Source organism: Beduini massiliensis (genome assembly GCF_000829905.1).
Classification (GTDB): domain Bacteria; phylum Bacillota_I; class Bacilli_A; order Erysipelotrichales; family Coprobacillaceae; genus Beduini; species Beduini massiliensis.
Genome location: NZ_CDPP01000006.1, coordinates 366,859 through 381,999 on the forward strand (window position 1 = coordinate 366,859; position 15,141 = coordinate 381,999).

Annotated in this window: 15 protein-coding genes and 1 other annotated feature; of the genes, 2 read left to right on the forward strand and 13 right to left on the reverse strand. The window is 37.3% G+C overall.

What is annotated here, in order from left to right; translation table 11 throughout:
• Positions 1–69: 69 nt before the first annotated feature.
• The 13 genes from ilvC to BN1225_RS11935 form a co-directional block, all read right to left on the reverse strand.
• A complete protein-coding gene (gene ilvC / locus BN1225_RS11880) occupies positions 70–1,080 on the reverse strand; it encodes a ketol-acid reductoisomerase (protein WP_041140025.1) in 1,011 nt (336 codons plus the stop codon).
• Between the two features lie 17 nt (positions 1,081–1,097).
• Complete coding sequence (ilvN, locus tag BN1225_RS11885; protein ID WP_041140026.1) at positions 1,098–1,601, reverse strand: acetolactate synthase small subunit; 504 nt, start codon at positions 1,599–1,601, stop codon at positions 1,098–1,100.
• 4 nt (positions 1,602–1,605) lie between these two features.
• Entirely contained in the window at positions 1,606–3,288 is a 1,683-nt protein-coding gene (gene leuA / locus BN1225_RS11890) for a 2-isopropylmalate synthase (RefSeq protein ID WP_041140027.1), read from the reverse strand.
• Between the two features lie 52 nt (positions 3,289–3,340).
• Positions 3,341–3,601 (reverse strand) — a binding site (T-box leader).
• Positions 3,602–3,725: 124 nt separating this feature from the next.
• Positions 3,726–4,196 carry a GNAT family N-acetyltransferase gene (locus tag BN1225_RS11895; RefSeq protein WP_041140028.1) on the reverse strand — a complete coding sequence of 157 codons (471 nt, stop codon included), beginning with the start codon at positions 4,194–4,196 and terminating at the stop codon, positions 3,726–3,728.
• A 59-nt stretch (positions 4,197–4,255) separates the two neighbouring features.
• The gene (gene treC, locus BN1225_RS11900; RefSeq protein ID WP_041140029.1) at positions 4,256–5,896 is read right to left on the reverse strand and encodes an alpha,alpha-phosphotrehalase; all 1,641 of its coding nucleotides are present in this window, start codon (positions 5,894–5,896) and stop codon (positions 4,256–4,258) included.
• Positions 5,883–7,706, reverse strand: coding sequence for a PTS trehalose transporter subunit IIBC (gene treB / locus BN1225_RS11905; RefSeq protein WP_041140030.1), 1,824 nt, complete (start codon positions 7,704–7,706; stop codon positions 5,883–5,885). Before treB ends, treC begins: the two co-directional genes overlap by 14 nt.
• 86 nt (positions 7,707–7,792) lie before the next feature.
• The gene (gene treR / locus BN1225_RS11910; RefSeq protein WP_041140031.1) at positions 7,793–8,503 is read right to left on the reverse strand and encodes a trehalose operon repressor; all 711 of its coding nucleotides are present in this window, start codon (positions 8,501–8,503) and stop codon (positions 7,793–7,795) included.
• Positions 8,504–8,579: 76 nt separating this feature from the next.
• Positions 8,580–9,623, reverse strand: a complete 1,044-nt coding sequence (locus tag BN1225_RS11915; RefSeq protein WP_041140032.1) for a D-alanine--D-alanine ligase family protein — start codon at positions 9,621–9,623, stop codon at positions 8,580–8,582.
• A gap of 84 nt (positions 9,624–9,707) precedes the next feature.
• Positions 9,708–9,854: a hypothetical protein gene (locus BN1225_RS14805; RefSeq protein WP_156133057.1), complete on the reverse strand. Its 147-nt coding sequence runs from the start codon at positions 9,852–9,854 to the stop codon at positions 9,708–9,710.
• Positions 9,855–10,012: 158 nt separating this feature from the next.
• Complete coding sequence (locus BN1225_RS11920; RefSeq protein WP_041140033.1) at positions 10,013–10,375, reverse strand: hypothetical protein; 363 nt, start codon at positions 10,373–10,375, stop codon at positions 10,013–10,015.
• A gap of 131 nt (positions 10,376–10,506) precedes the next feature.
• The gene (locus BN1225_RS11925) at positions 10,507–11,364 is read right to left on the reverse strand and encodes a polyphosphate kinase 2 family protein (RefSeq protein WP_041140034.1); all 858 of its coding nucleotides are present in this window, start codon (positions 11,362–11,364) and stop codon (positions 10,507–10,509) included.
• Between the two features lie 65 nt (positions 11,365–11,429).
• The gene (gene yaaA, locus BN1225_RS11930; protein ID WP_041140035.1) at positions 11,430–12,188 is read right to left on the reverse strand and encodes a peroxide stress protein YaaA; all 759 of its coding nucleotides are present in this window, start codon (positions 12,186–12,188) and stop codon (positions 11,430–11,432) included.
• Positions 12,189–12,229: 41 nt separating this feature from the next.
• Positions 12,230–13,576, reverse strand: a complete 1,347-nt coding sequence (locus tag BN1225_RS11935; protein WP_041140036.1) for a UDP-N-acetylmuramoyl-tripeptide--D-alanyl-D-alanine ligase — start codon at positions 13,574–13,576, stop codon at positions 12,230–12,232.
• A gap of 163 nt (positions 13,577–13,739) precedes the next feature.
• Here BN1225_RS11935 and BN1225_RS11940 point away from each other — a divergent pair, with 163 nt between their 5' ends.
• Both BN1225_RS11940 and BN1225_RS11945 read left to right on the forward strand, forming a co-directional pair.
• Complete coding sequence (locus BN1225_RS11940) at positions 13,740–14,165, forward strand: PTS sugar transporter subunit IIB (RefSeq protein WP_041140037.1); 426 nt, start codon at positions 13,740–13,742, stop codon at positions 14,163–14,165.
• A gap of 51 nt (positions 14,166–14,216) precedes the next feature.
• Entirely contained in the window at positions 14,217–15,074 is an 858-nt protein-coding gene (locus tag BN1225_RS11945; protein WP_041140038.1) for a GNAT family N-acetyltransferase, read from the forward strand.
• The last annotated feature ends 67 nt before the right edge of the window (positions 15,075–15,141 follow it).

A 15,141-nucleotide genomic window follows, 5' to 3' on the forward strand; every position in this document is an offset into this window, starting at 1 on the left:
AAATGACGAAGCTACTAATGAGTAATTTTTACTCATTACTAGCATCGCATTAAATGCGATGTATGAAATTTAGTTATCTAATAATTTGTTGTCATCATTCCAGCTGTATAATTTACGTAATTCTTCTCCGGTTTTTTCTGACTGATGGCTTGCTTCATTTTTTCTCATAGCCAAGAAGTGTGGACACCCTACTTCATTTTCTACTAACCAATCTCTGGCAAATGTTCCATCTTGGATATCTGATAAGATTTTTTTCATCGCTTTTTTAGTATCTTCTGTGATGATCTTAGGTCCTGTGATGTAATCTCCATATTCTGCTGTATTAGAAATAGAATAGCGCATACCTTTGAATCCGCTTTGGAAGATTAAATCAACGATTAATTTCATTTCATGGATACATTCAAAATAAGCACTTTCAGGTTCATATCCGGCTTCTACCAATGTTTCAAATCCGGCTTTCATTAAGGCAACAACGCCACCGCATAATACTGCTTGTTCTCCAAATAAGTCAGTTTCTGTTTCTTCTCTGAAGGTTGTTTCCAATACTCCGGCTCTGGCACCACCGATTGCTAAGGCATAAGCTAATCCAATATCATAAGCTTTTCCGGTTGCATCTTGATGAACGGCAATTAAGCAAGGCACTCCTTTTCCTTCTTGATATTGGCTTCTTACTGTATGCCCCGGTCCTTTAGGTGCAATCATGAAGACATCGATGTCTTTTGCCGGTGTAATACATCCGTAATGAATATTAAATCCATGAGCAAACGCTAAAGCTGCCCCTGATTTTAAGTTTGGTTCAATATCGTTTTTATATAATTTTGCTTGTTTTTCATCATTGATTAAGATCATGACGATATCTGCTTGTTTTGTCGCTTCTGCCGCTGTATACACTTGGAATCCTTGTTCTTCTGCTTTTTTCCAAGATCTTGATCCTTCATATAATCCAATAATGACATTCACGCCTGATTCTTTCATGTTTAACGCATGAGCATGTCCTTGTGAACCATAACCGATCACCGCTACTGTCTTTCCATCTAATACTGATAAATCACAATCACTTTCGTAGTAAATCTTTGCCATTTTCTTTTCCCCCTTGGTTATTGATTGTTTATGTTTCCATCACTGATGCCTCGGCTAAGTCCGGTCAAACCGGTTCTTGCCATCTCAATAATGTTGAAACCTTTCATCATGGCGAGCAATCCATTGATTTTTGATTGATCCCCTGTTACTTCTATAGTTAAAGATGCCGGTGCGACATCAATAACCTTCGCTCTAAATAAATCAACGATTGAGACAACTTTTTGACGGCTGTCATCATCGACTTCTACTTTTAATAAGACAAGTTCTCTGAATACCGATCCTTCTTCCGGCAATTCATAAAGTTCTACCACATCGACTAATTTACTTAACTGTTTTTTTAGCTGTTCAATCACATCTCGTTCACCGCGTGCCACTACTGTCATTCGAGAAATTCCCGGTATCTGTGTGGTTCCGGCGGTCAGTGTATCAATGCTGTAGCCACGGCGAGCAAACAGTCCGGTGACACGGCTAAGCACTCCAAATGAATTTTCTGCCAGGATTGAAATTACAAATCGTTTCATTATTTCACCTACTTTTCATTTTTTCATCTATACGATTCATTGCTGAGAAGATGGCTTTAATCGATGCGATATTAATATTCGGATCGACCCCTGCACCAAATTCACAGATGCTGCTTGTAGTTTCTTTTAGCTGAACATATGCTGCAGCTTTGGCACTTGAACCGGAAGCTAAAGCATGCTCTTGGTAATCGATTAATTCTGTTTCGATATACCCATTTTGATCTAACGCATTTTTAACGGAATCGATCGGTCCATTCCCATGTCCGACAATTGTTTTTTCTTCGCCATGATCGATCAATGTAATCTCCACTCTAATTGGATGCTCACACGTTGCATCATGATGATCCACGATGCGGTATCTGACAAAAGTATAAGGTGTCTCTTTCTTTAAATATTCGTGATCGAATACTTGATAAATTCTCTCCGGAGTGATTTCTCCTTCGGTTTCGGTAATCTTTTGAATACTTTTAGAGAAATCCTGCTGCATTGCCTTTGGTAATCTAAAGCCATAAGTTGTCTCCATCACAAAGGCAACTCCTCCTTTTCCAGACTGAGAGTTAATACGAACGATGGGTTCATATTGGCGATTTAGATCAGCCGGATCAATCGGCAGATAAGGTACTTCCCAAATGCCTGTATTTCTTTCATGATATGCTCTCATTCCTTTGTTAATAGCGTCCTGATGACTTCCTGAAAAAGCAGTAAAGACAAGCTGTCCGGCATATGGGTGTCTAGGTTCAACTTCCATTTTAGTTACACGTTCATAAACACCTTTGATCGCATTCATGTCGGACATATTTAACTTTGGATCAATTCCATGAGTAAACATATTCATTGCTACATTGATGATATCTACATTTCCGGTTCTTTCTCCGTTTCCAAACAATGTTCCTTCCACACGATCGGCGCCGGCTAAAAGTGCTAATTCTGTAGAAGCGACACCGCATCCACGATCATTATGCGGATGCACGCTGACAATCACACGACGACGATCTTTAAAATGCCTGCAGCAGTATTCTATTTGATCGGCATAAACGTTGGGTGTATTCATCTCCACTGTCGAAGGAAGATTGATAATCACTTTTTTATTTTCCGCTGCTTCCCACTCATCCATAACCGCGTCACAAATTTCCACTGCATAGTCCATTTCCGTTCCGGTAAAACTTTCCGGTGAATATTCCAAGATAACTTCTCCATCAAATTCAGAAGTTAAACTTTTAACTAAACGTGTTCCTTCTACGGCAATCTGCTTGATTTGTTCCTTATCCATTCCAAATACGACATCACGCTGTAATACTGAAGTTGAATTGTAGATATGCACGATTGCTTTTTTCAATCCTTTTAAGGATTCAAATGTACGTCTGATCAAATGTTCTCTCGCCTGTGTCAAGACTTGAACAGTCACATCGTCGGGAATCAAATGACGATCGATCAAGGCTCTTAGGAAATCATATTCGATCTGTGATGAAGAAGGAAACCCCACTTCGATTTCTTTAAATCCCATATTAACCAACATTTGGAACATCTCAATTTTTTCTTCGATATTCATCGGCGTAATTAATGCCTGATTGCCATCTCTTAAATCAACACTGCACCAGATCGGTGCTTTTGTGATTTCATTATCCGGCCAAGTACGGTCTTTCAATTTCACTGTTTCAAATTTTTTGTATTTTTTATAATTCATCATTGTTTCGCCCTTCCTCCATATAAAATAAAAACTCTCGCACTAATCTCAAAGATTAGAGGACGAGAGTTGTATGCTTCCGTGGTTCCACCTCAATTTATTAATATGTCACCATATTAACCTTATCAAGTACGCTGAATAAATCAGGTTATACTCTAGCACAATAACGGGTGCAGGGACCGTAGCAGCTTACTTGCCAATGGCGTTTAGTGCTCTGCTCGTGGACGAGTTCGATTAATCACATACGATTCTTTACACCAACCAGAATCTCTCTATGCTATGCTCATCATCTACTATTTCCATTCATCGCATTTGTTATGTTGACATGATATTACCTGTTTTTTATTGAAAAGTCAACCCCTTTCATTATATTATTTAAAAAATTTTTTTATTAATTTAGTAATATTATAAAAATGCATTCATTTGTACAATAACAATTATTATTTTTCATATGCGGATCGCCTTTTTACCATGACATAATTTCTCATTTGAACCCCTGCTTTTTCAACAATTTGTGCATGATCTACCACATATCCCATTCTGATAAAAAACGGTTTAGCGGTAATAGAGGCATGGGTCACGATATCTTTATCTTTGGCAACATATTCCTCCAATGCTTCTAATAAACACCTGCCTGCTCCTTTCCCTTGAAAGAGAGCATGTATATAAAACCGATCAAGATAGCCGGTATCATCTATGTCACCAAATCCAATCACCTGATCTTCTTCTTCTATGATTAAGCTATAATGTTCAAGAAAAGAGGTATTCCATTGATTCACATCTCGATTTTTAGGTGCCCATACATCTAACTGTTCCTGATTATAATCACGACAGTTGATTTGATGAACGGTATCATAAAATAACTGCATGGTCACTAAAGCATCTGACGGCTGATAGTTTCTTATTTTCATATATCCTTCCTCCTATTTTTAAGTATACACGATAAATGAAAAAGATGATCCATGATCACCTATTCTCGATAATAAACACAAGATTCATAAGGACGAAGTATCAACTCTTGTTTCAGCGGTTGTTCCGGATAATTGCTTAATAATAACTCATAATCTGCTATATCTTCCAGTTGGATTGCCGCTTCTTGAGGATAGAAGTTATTTAGCACCAGCAGCATCTTGGACCCTAGACGACGCAGATAGGCAAAGACTTGATCCGAATCTTCTAGCAAAGGAATGTATTCTCCCTCTTGAATCACAGAATATTGTTTTCTTAACTGTATCAATTTCGTGTAATGGTAAAAGATCGAATTTGGATCTTTCAAAGCTTCTTCTGCATTGATTTTCGTATAATTAGAATTGACTTCAATCCAAGGGGTCTGATCACTGAATCCTGCATTTAAAGTATGATCCCATTGCATCGGGGTTCTTGCGTTATCACGTGATTTTGATTGCAGTATCGCATATATTTCATCATCGCTTAATCCTTGCTTTTTAAGAATGTGGAAATGATTGATGCTTTCAACATCACGATATTGCTTTAAGTCTGTGAAATAAGCATTTGTCATCCCCAATTCTTCCCCTTGATAAATATAAGGAGTCCCACGCATCATATGAATCGATGTTGCCAGCATCTTTGCCGATTCACGATGATACTCCTGATCATTGCCAAAACGAGAGACAATACGGGGCTGATCATGACAGCACCAAAACAAAGCGTTCCAGCCTCCCCCTTCTTGCATACCGATCTGCCAATCATTAAACAGTTGTTTTAATTCCTTGAAATCAAACGGCATTAAGGTCCATTTTTCTTTGTTTAAATAATCTACTTTTAAATGATGAAAATTAAAGGTCATATCTAATTCATGGTTTTCTTGTTTACTATAGCGCAAGCAATTTTCGATTGTAGTAGCGGACATTTCACCCACCGTCATTGTATGTTGACAACGTCCAAAAGAATGTTCGTTTAACTCTCTTAAATAGTCATTCACTTTTTTACAGTCGGTGTAAAAACGTTTCCCAACTCCCGTAAAATCGTCTTCAAAACTTTCCTTGCTGATGAGGTTAATCACATCAAAGCGGAATCCGGTCACGCCCAATTCCAGCCAGTAATTTACAATTTTTGCCATCTCTTTTCTGACATTCGGATTTTCCCAATTCAGATCAGCCTGTGTGACATCAAATAAATGCAAATAATATTCATCAAATGCCTCTACATATTCCCAGGCATTTCCTCCAAATTTGGATTCCCAATTCGTTGGCGGCTGGTGATCTTTTCCTTTTTTGAAGAAATAAAAATCTTTATAGTAAGGATCGCCTGCCATTGCTTTTTTAAACCACTCATGATGTGTGGACGTATGATTGAAAACCATGTCAAACATTAATCCAATGTCTCTCTTTTTTGCTTCATGAATTAATCTTTTCAAATCTTCCAATGTTCCATAACGCGGATCTATTTCATAATAGTTTTCCACATCATAACCATTATCATTTTGCGGTGAAATAAAGAAAGGGGTCAGCCACAGCATATCTGCTCCCAGCTTTTTTAAATAGTCTAATTTTTCTGTCACACCGTTTAAATCGCCGATGCCATCATGGTTCGTATCCTTAAATGACTTTGGATAAATCTGATAGACCACTTTATCTTTAAAGTTCTTCATTATGTTCTCCTTTTAAATCGATTAGCCGTGCTTGTAATGCATGAATTTTCCCGGTTTGCTTTACCATAATCTTTTGCCCACTAGTAAAAATAACCGGTGAAACCAACGATTTACCTTGTTTGATAATATAAGCCCGATCTACTTCTGCCAATTTATCCCCTTGCTTAATTCTATCCCCTGCTTTTACTAAGGGAATAAATCCTTTTCCCTGTAAAGCAACTGTATCCATGCCGATATGAATCAATACTTCCAATCCATTCTCACTTTTAATACCATAAGCATGCCCGGTCGGATAAGTCATCACAACTTCCCCATCAAAGGGTGCATACACGGCATTCCCCTCTAGTGCAATCGCAAAACCATCTCCCATTAGGCGTTGTGAAAAGACTTGATCTTCCACCTCTTCTAAGGGCATCATGATCCCTTCCATCGGCGAAAGAAAGAACGCAGACCCTTTTGGCTTTAATCGTAGTTTTCCCACAATAAACGTCAGTATAAAGGATATCCCTACCGCCATCAGCAAGGCCAGAAGATAAGAAGGAATAAATTGCGGCAGGATTGAAAAGATGCCCGGTAATCCGCCTACTCCAATAGAGGCTGCCATGATCTGCTGATGCACCGCATACAAGGCGGCACAACTGCTGCCAATCACCGCACAAACAAAAGGAAACCCGTATTTTTTATTCACACCAAACAAGGCAGGTTCGGTTACGCCAAACATACAAGAGACACAAGCAGGCACATTTACCGCCTGACGTGACTTGTCTTTTCTTTGCAGACAGATCATTCCCAATACAGCTGATCCTTGTGCCACATTCGCTAAAGCGATCAAAGGCCAAAGCATCGTTCCGCCAAAACTGCTGATATACTGTAAGTCCAGTAAGGTTGTGATATGATGCATACCTGTCATCACCAAAAACATATAACCACCACCAAACAATATGGCAGTCAAATAAGAAAGCGGTGAAGTAAAAAGAAAATAAAGCAGATCAGCTAACCCTCCGCCAATTAAACTTCCTAAAGGCGCTAAAATAAATTGTGTCAGTAACACTGCACTCACGAGTGAACCAAAAGGAACACTCAGCATACTGATCGATTCCGGTGATAACTTTCTAAAGAAACGCTCTAAATAAACTAAGGCAAATCCGGCTAAAATTGCCGGAATGACTTCAGATGGATATCCTTGAATACTGTCCATCTGTAAAGTGGGGCTAAGTAAACTCGGAGACACCATAGTAATGCCTAAGACTATCCCCAATATCTCACTGCCCTTCATTTTTTTCATGATCGACCAAACAATGGCGATAGGCATAAAATAGAACACCGCATTGCCAATCAGTCCCAATAGTTGTCCCAAACGATGAAAGAAAGGAGAAATCTGCGCTAGAGAATGGGTTCCCTGATCAAAGAAACGGATATCACGGATTATATTTTCTAAGCCAATGACTAAACCACCGCAAATAATCGCAGGAATAATCGGCGCAAATATAGCACCTAAATTTGCCATTATCTTTTTTAAAGGCGGCACCTTTTCCTGCGACGTTAATGATACAGATACATTCGGCTGATAAAGCTGCATAAAATCTTGGTAAAACAAAGAGACATCATTTCCGATAATAATCTGAAACTGTCCGGATTGCTTGACAATCCCTTTGACGACGTTGATCGCTTCAATCGCTTCTTGATCTATCCTAGATGAATCGTTTAACTCAAAACGAAGCCGTGTCACGCAATGACTCACTGTTTTAATATTTTTACTTTCTCCGATTGCCTTAAACAATAGTTGTGCTTCTTTTTTATATTTTCCCATCTTGCTTCTCCCCTCTTTTGTCAGTTGCATTATAACTTGTACGTACATGTATGTCAATAGCCAAAATAAAAACTATCCGAAGATAGTTATTCATGACGTCTGGCAAAATCCACAAAACGAAATTTATCGGGACGATGACGTGATTCAGTAAATTGAAACAACCGTGTATCTTCCAGATAAACCAATGATTTTACCACAACGATTACATCATAATTGAGCATATCCAAATAAGCCTGATCGGTCTTTGTACATGGCTGCACCGTTATTTCTTTTTGGGCAAAGCTGATGGGTAAATGCAATGTATTTTCAATATATTCATACAGCGAGTCACCGGCGATTTGTTCATCCATGAAAGGGATAATATCTTTTATCAAGTAATCAATATCATAGATGATTTTCTCATCATCATACTGACGAACCCGCTCTATTTTATATAGCTCTGTGTTTAGGGGAACTGACATTTCTGCACTTAACGTTTGGTCGGCTTTCATGATATCTACTTTTTTCACAAGCGTTTTAATCGTTTCCGGACGTTCTTTTGCCAGTTCTTTGAAACTAATGACACCTGAAACGGGGAAATTAATGCGATCCATTTTCAAAACAATCGATCCTTTTCCTTTATTTTTTTGAATAAGACCATTTTGAGCCAGTAACGTTAATGCTTTACGAATCGTATCACGGCTTGCCTCATAGGTTTTCATTAACTCATTTTCACTAGGAAGCAATTCTCCCTTTTGGTATTTTCCCTGTTCAATGGCTTGTTTTAACGCTAAATAGATTGCATAATATTTGCTCATATTCCCACCTCTTTATTATTCTATAATAATTCCAATATCTCTACAAGCAAACAAAAGAAAAAGATGGCTGCCTATCTTATCTTTCAAACGCCAATTCAATTAAACGATCCAATAGTTTTTGATACTCCAATCCACTGGCTTCCCATAATTTGGGATACATGCTGATGCTTGTAAACCCGGGCATTGTATTGATTTCATTGAGGTAAACTTCCCCGCTATCTTTATCTAAAAAGAAATCCACACGTGCTAATCCATGCCCATCTACGGCTTTAAATACTTTGACTGCTGTTTCTTGAATATATGTCGCTACTTCATCACTGATGCATGCCGGTGCTCTTGTTTTTGAATTTTCATCTTCATATTTAGATTCAAATGTATAGAAATCTCCTGCTGGCAGAATCTCTCCTACAATCGTTGCTGAAGGATCATCGTTTCCTAATACCGCACATTCCAACTCTGTACAGTTGATGCCTTCTTCCACTACAACTTTACGGTCATACTGAGCCGCTTCTTCTAGTTTTGCCATTAACTCATGACGATCATTGACCTTATAGCAGCCTACTGAAGATCCGCTGTTTGATGCTTTGACAAAGCATGGGTATCCCAGCTTTGCTGTGATGATTTCTTCAACGTTTTGATGTTCACTAAAATCCTGATCGACAACGACCAAAGTCCCATCATAACGTTTTTTCACATAGGCGGATTTAACTTGTTTTATCCCTGCTTGTTCTAGGATCATCTTTGTATAAATCTTATCCATCGAAACACTTGACCCTAACACGCGACAGCCTACATAAGGAACTCTAGCCAATTCCAATAATCCCTGAATCGTTCCATCTTCCCCATACATGCCGTGAAGAACCGGAAACACAACATCAAAAGATTGGATCAATCCATAAAGATCCTCTACTTTCTGACTTTCTTCCAACCACGTCGGTAAGGTCAAATCTGTTTGCTTAGGCGATAAAATATACCATTGCCCCGCTTGGTCAATCCCAACTAAAGTAATCTCATATTTATTTTTATCTAATTCTCTATATACGGATGTACATGACATTCTTGATACGGAATGTTCTGTCGATTGTCCTCCGCAAATGACAAGTAATTTTTGTTTATCCATCTCTCTTTTCCTCTTCCTTTTTTAATCCTTTCCTATTATACCATTGAACTAAAAAAAATCACTAAAAAATAAAAGAAATCCATTTCATAGATCATAAAGCCATTTTTCAATTTCAATAAGATCATTGACAGACTCTTTAAATACCAAATCAACTGTTGTTACCACATCTTTAACGTCCATGTCAGAAAAGTATTGCTGATACTCTTTATCATAAAAGATATCATTTTCCAATAGATCCAACTGACCATAAAGTAAAATAGCAGAGATATTGAAGCTTTTCCTTTATATCTGTCATCTCTTTAAGATCATGGTAGGCTTTATCGAAGATAAAATCAGCAGAGTTCTCTAAACACACGAAGTTTTATCAATGAATTTCGGCTGATGAGCTTTTATACTTCCATAAATATTTTGTATTTTTTAGTGTCTCTTTTTAGTCTATGAATCCCTTCTTTAAAAAAGAACGCTATTGAATGATCGTTGAGTTCTTTAGGAGCTTGACAGCCATGTTTAAACATATAATCAATAACATCGATAATTCTCAAAAACTGACAGCGACTCACTGAACTACTGTTTTGTTGCTGGTAATACAAAGCTAAATTCAAGGATTCAGCTCGATCCATTCCAATTGCCCGTAGACCTGTTTTTGATAAGTAAGCAGCTTTTGATAATCTTCTAATGACACTATCACATTGATTTCCAAAAAATTCTGCTTTAATTTCAATCATTCTTTTTTGCTTGTTTTTTATGAGCATATGTACTCTCCTCTTTCAAGGCTACATCCTTAATAGCATATCCCTGTTCATAGATCAATTCTTAAAAAATTCTTAATTTTGTGATAATATGAACGTAGAGATAAAGAAAAAACGTGTTCATCGACACGTTTTTATTGTTCAAGCTGTTTTTTGGCTTCCTGCATCGCTTCACGCATTTGATCAGATACTTCGGGATATTGCGGATCCATCTTCTTAAGAGCGTCCAACATAATTTCCGATACTAAATAACGTGTATACCACTTTTGATCGGCAGGAATGACATACCATGGAGCTTGTTTGGTTGCGGTTTTCGTTATTGCCGTATTAAAGGCTTCCATGTAATCTTCCCAAAGGGCTCTTTCTTTCAGATCACTTTCTGAGAACTTCCAATTCTTTTCCGGTATTTCAATGCGTTCTAAGAAACGCTTTTTTTGTTCTTCTTTTGAAACATTCAAAAATATTTTAACGATACGATAACTATTATCATAAAGGTATTCTTCATAGTTGCGAATATGTTTATAGCGTTTTTCAAAAAAATCTTTTTTTAAACAGCGTTCAGCCATCTGATAAGTCTTTTGCAGTTCATGTACTTTTACCACTAAGACGTCTTCATAATACGAACGATTAAAAATTGCCATCTTTCCTCTTCTTGGCATCGCTTTGTTTGCCCGCCATAAAAAATCATGTGCTAACTCTTCACTGGTTGGCTGTTTAAAACTGTAAACATCAATTCCTTGAGGATTAATACCGCTCATGACATGTTTGATTGTGCTGTCCTTTCCGGCAGCATCCAATGCTTGAATAATAATGACTAATGATTCTTTGGAATCAGCATATAACCGATCCTGTAAAGCATCGATTTTCATCTGATTTTCGTTGGTTTTACGAACGATTTCTTCTCGCCTTGATTTCTCTATCTTACTGTTGGTTGGCATCTTACGAATATCACATTCTTTCTCTCCATCAAATCGATATTCTTTTATCTCCATACTTTCGTCCTCCTCATTGGTTTCATTATACCCCTATTTATATGAAATTACCAAAAAGATAGACGTTATCTTTTTAGTTTCTGCTTTCTTACAAATATGTAGTGTGAAGTATCTGATTTTGCTTCGTCAAAACGATAACCTAATTCATGAAATGTTTTTACGCCTTCAAAATCTAAGATATTATTTTCACTTAAATAACGTACCATTGCTCCTCGTGCCATTTTGACATATACCCCTTTTTCTCTTAACTGAATGCCATCATCTTCCATGAAATAGCATTTCACATATCTTACGTTTGGAGTAACAAATTTTTGAACGATATGACTATGCTGTGCACTGGCTAAATCTAAGATATCTTGATCCTCCTTGATAATGGCTTGGTAAATTTTATCTTTCCAAAAATCATACAAGCTGCTGCAAAAATCTGTATGAAAAGGATTATTGATTTCCAAGCGATAAGGAACCACCCCATCAAAAGCACGCAGCACTCCATAGAACCCCGATAGGATATAAAGATGTTGTCTTGCATAGTCATACCATTTTGTTTCAAAGATATGTGGTGCCATATAGGTGTATTGAATCCCATCAAACGCTAATAACGCAGGAACCAGAGCGTCATGAAGATTCATCGTTTGATACATCTGATAAGCTTGCACAGCAATCGCTTCACTGCATCCTAATATCTTTTTTAATGACGGGACATCGAGTGTTTGCATGTAGCGTTTAAGCTGTTCGCTCTCTTGAATAAAAAGCGGTGTTGTCTCAGCTTCCATATAATCGATTGAGGAAAGCATCTTTTTGGCAGGCGCTATAATAATCTTCATGTTCTCACCTCCGATAAAAAGAGACTGTCTTTTGACAATCTCTAAGCCTCTTTATAACGTTCCATCAAATAACGTGTAATCTCCACTAAATTCATGCCCTGTGATCCTTTCACAAGTACGATGTCATCTGGTTTTAATAAAGTATCCAGCTGACGAATTGCCGCTTCGTTATCTTTAAAATGGTAGGTTTCCTTGATACCGTTTCTTTGGGCACTGTCTTCAATAAACTTTGCCTCTTTTCCAATGCAGATCAAAAGATCAATCTTCTTTTTCGCTAGGGTGCTTCCAACCTGACGATGCAAATCTTCACTAAACTCTCCTAGTTCCAACATATCTGCAAGGATTGCTACTTTTCTTTCCTTATATTTAGATAAAACATCAATACTAGACATCATGGAATCCAAATTAGCATTATAAGTCCCATCAATCAATGTCATATTTTGTGATAATGAATAAAAATCCATTCTTTTCTTTGTGAGTTCAAACGATTCAATGCCTTTGATCATCGCTTCCGGTTCAATCTTTAACTGATCGCCTACCGCAATCGCAGCTAAAGCATTCGATACAAAATGACTGCCCGGAACATTTACTGTCACTAAACGATTTCTCCACTTAAATGTGCTTAAATGAGGAATGGATACGATATCCGCTGCCTGATAAAGGGAAGGCTGTTCCATGCCGAAAGTGATGACCTCATGGTGTAAAGCATAATCATGTAGTTTATCATTATCATTATTAATGATTAATTTTCCATCCTCTTTTAATCCGTCAATAATTTCCAGCTTTGCTTTTAAGATATTGTCACGTGATCCTAAGTTGCCGATATGGGCTGTGCCGACATTCGTAATAACCGCAATATCCGGTTCTGCAATCAGACTTAACTCATGAATTTCACCTAAGTTATTCATTCCCATTTCCAGCACCATGACTTCTTCATCCTGTAATCTTAAAATAGTGAGAGGCAATCCGATTTGATTATTATAATTTCCTAATGTTTTTAGTGTTTTATATTTTGTTTCAATGACACTGGCAATCATATCTTTCGTACTGGTTTTTCCGACACTTCCGGTAATCGCCACCACTTTAACATTCCGATGCATACGATGATAATGTGCCATATCCTGCAATGCTTTTAAGGTATCGTCTACTAAAATGACAATTTTATCCGATGGATAATCGCCTTCTTTTGCCGTAATAATCGATCCTGCGCCATTTTGAAAAGCGGTCTCAATAAACGCATGACCGTCAAATACTTCCCCTACTAACGGAATATACATATCTCCCGGCTGAATTTTACGTGTATCTTGATTAAATGATCGAATGTCTGCATTTATATCCCCTTGAAGCAATTTTCCGTTTGTCGCCGCTAAGATCTCTTTTACTTTCATGTTATCCCCACTTTCGTTGTAATTTTATTATACTATAAAAATAAACTGGTGCAAGTTATAAGCCGTTTTCTCCGCTTAAAATGGAATCTCCTCTTTATAGCATTGTAATCTTAGAAGAGATTGCTTATAATTAAATTAATGTGAAGAAACGGAGATTATAATCATGATCAAAATATTAATCAGCTGCGGAGCTGGGATGTCATCAAGCTTTTTAGCTCAAAAACTGCAGAATGCCTGTATCGAAAAAGGATTAGATCAGGAATACAGCTTTGACTTTTACCCTATTCATATGGCTGGTGTGGAAGCCGTCAATAAACTAAAAGAATATGATGTATGTATGGTATGCCCCCACTTACGCCTTTTTGTGAAAGATCTGTGCGCTAAACAAAATGTCACCACCCCTATCTATGTTCTGCCGCCAAGAATGTATGGTACTATGTTTTTAGACCAAGTCGTTACTGACGCTAAGGATATCGTCGAAGGATTTAAGCAGGATCATATGAATCCATGGCACTTTCCCGGAGAAGATAACCCCTTGAAAGTAAGAAGAAGATTTGCTTATCGCAATCAAGACCAAGATAAAGAATAAAATCGTTAAGGCAAAACAGTGTTTTGCCTTTTTTAGTGAAAGGAGTCTGTCATGTATACACTAAAAAAACAAATAAAAGAAGATGAAAAATTACGCAAAAGTTTCAATGAACTTGCCTTGAATACTTTTGACATCAGCTTTGAAGCATGGTATCAAAACGGTTTTTGGACAGATCGCTATATTCCCTATGTCCTTATTGAGGGAGACAGTGTCATTGCCAATGTATCGGTTAACTTGATCGATATCATAGATCAAGGTCTAAATAAAAGATATGTTCAGCTTGGTACTGTAATGACTAAAAAGGAGTATCGTCATCAAGGCTTAGCCAAACAACTGATGAACGAAGTCCTTAAAGACTGGCAAGATCAGTGTGACGGTATCTATTTATTTGCCAATGAAAATGCTTTGGAATTCTATCCAAAATTTTCTTTTATAAAAGCCAGGGAATATCAATACCGTTTCTTAGTCCAGCCAAAGACCGGTGATTTTCATAAACTGGATATGACCCTAGAAAAAAATCAAAAACTGCTTAAAAATTACTATACACTTGGAAACCCATATTCTAGTTTTAGTATGAAAGAGAATTTTGGCTTATTGATGTTTTATTGTTTAGATTCTTTAAAAGAGTGTGTTTACTATTCAAAACAATTTGATCCGATTGTGATTGTCGAACAGTTAAATAAAACTTTACTTTGTTATGATATTTTTGGCAAAACAGATACCCCATTAGAAAAGATTGCCGCTTTTTTTGCCGATGATAACCATCCGTGCATCACACTTGGCTTTACCCCAAAGGAAACGATTGGATATACTGTGGTGCCTTTAGAGGAAAATCACTTATTTGTATCAAAAAAGATGCTTATTGGTTGGGATGAACAGAAGATGTTTCCACTGTTATCCCATGCTTAAATGAAACATAAAAAGATAGGCAATGCAAAAGCCTATCTTTTCTTTGTTCAACTGTTATTTTTTAGTT

Bases quoted from the DNA above. Each gene is read 5' to 3' on its own strand.
- BN1225_RS11940 (WP_041140037.1), top strand. From the start codon at position 13,740: ATGATCAAAATATTAATCAGCTGCGGAGCTGGGATGTCATCAAGCTTT.
- treB (WP_041140030.1), bottom strand. From the start codon at position 7,706: ATGGGAAAATATAAAAAAGAAGCACAACTATTGTTTAAGGCAATCGGA.
- BN1225_RS11895 (WP_041140028.1), bottom strand. From the start codon at position 4,196: ATGAAAATAAGAAACTATCAGCCGTCAGATGCTTTAGTGACCATGCAG.
- leuA (WP_041140027.1), bottom strand. From the start codon at position 3,288: ATGATGAATTATAAAAAATACAAAAAATTTGAAACAGTGAAATTGAAA.
- treR (WP_041140031.1), bottom strand. From the start codon at position 8,503: ATGAGCAAATATTATGCAATCTATTTAGCGTTAAAACAAGCCATTGAA.
- BN1225_RS11945 (WP_041140038.1), top strand. From the start codon at position 14,217: ATGTATACACTAAAAAAACAAATAAAAGAAGATGAAAAATTACGCAAA.
- yaaA (WP_041140035.1), bottom strand. From the start codon at position 12,188: ATGAAGATTATTATAGCGCCTGCCAAAAAGATGCTTTCCTCAATCGAT.
- BN1225_RS11920 (WP_041140033.1), bottom strand. From the start codon at position 10,375: ATGCTCATAAAAAACAAGCAAAAAAGAATGATTGAAATTAAAGCAGAA.
- BN1225_RS11935 (WP_041140036.1), bottom strand. From the start codon at position 13,576: ATGAAAGTAAAAGAGATCTTAGCGGCGACAAACGGAAAATTGCTTCAA.
- BN1225_RS11925 (WP_041140034.1), bottom strand. From the start codon at position 11,364: ATGGAGATAAAAGAATATCGATTTGATGGAGAGAAAGAATGTGATATT.
- ilvN (WP_041140026.1), bottom strand. From the start codon at position 1,601: ATGAAACGATTTGTAATTTCAATCCTGGCAGAAAATTCATTTGGAGTG.
- BN1225_RS11915 (WP_041140032.1), bottom strand. From the start codon at position 9,623: ATGGATAAACAAAAATTACTTGTCATTTGCGGAGGACAATCGACAGAA.
- ilvC (WP_041140025.1), bottom strand. From the start codon at position 1,080: ATGGCAAAGATTTACTACGAAAGTGATTGTGATTTATCAGTATTAGAT.
- treC (WP_041140029.1), bottom strand. From the start codon at position 5,896: ATGAAGAACTTTAAAGATAAAGTGGTCTATCAGATTTATCCAAAGTCA.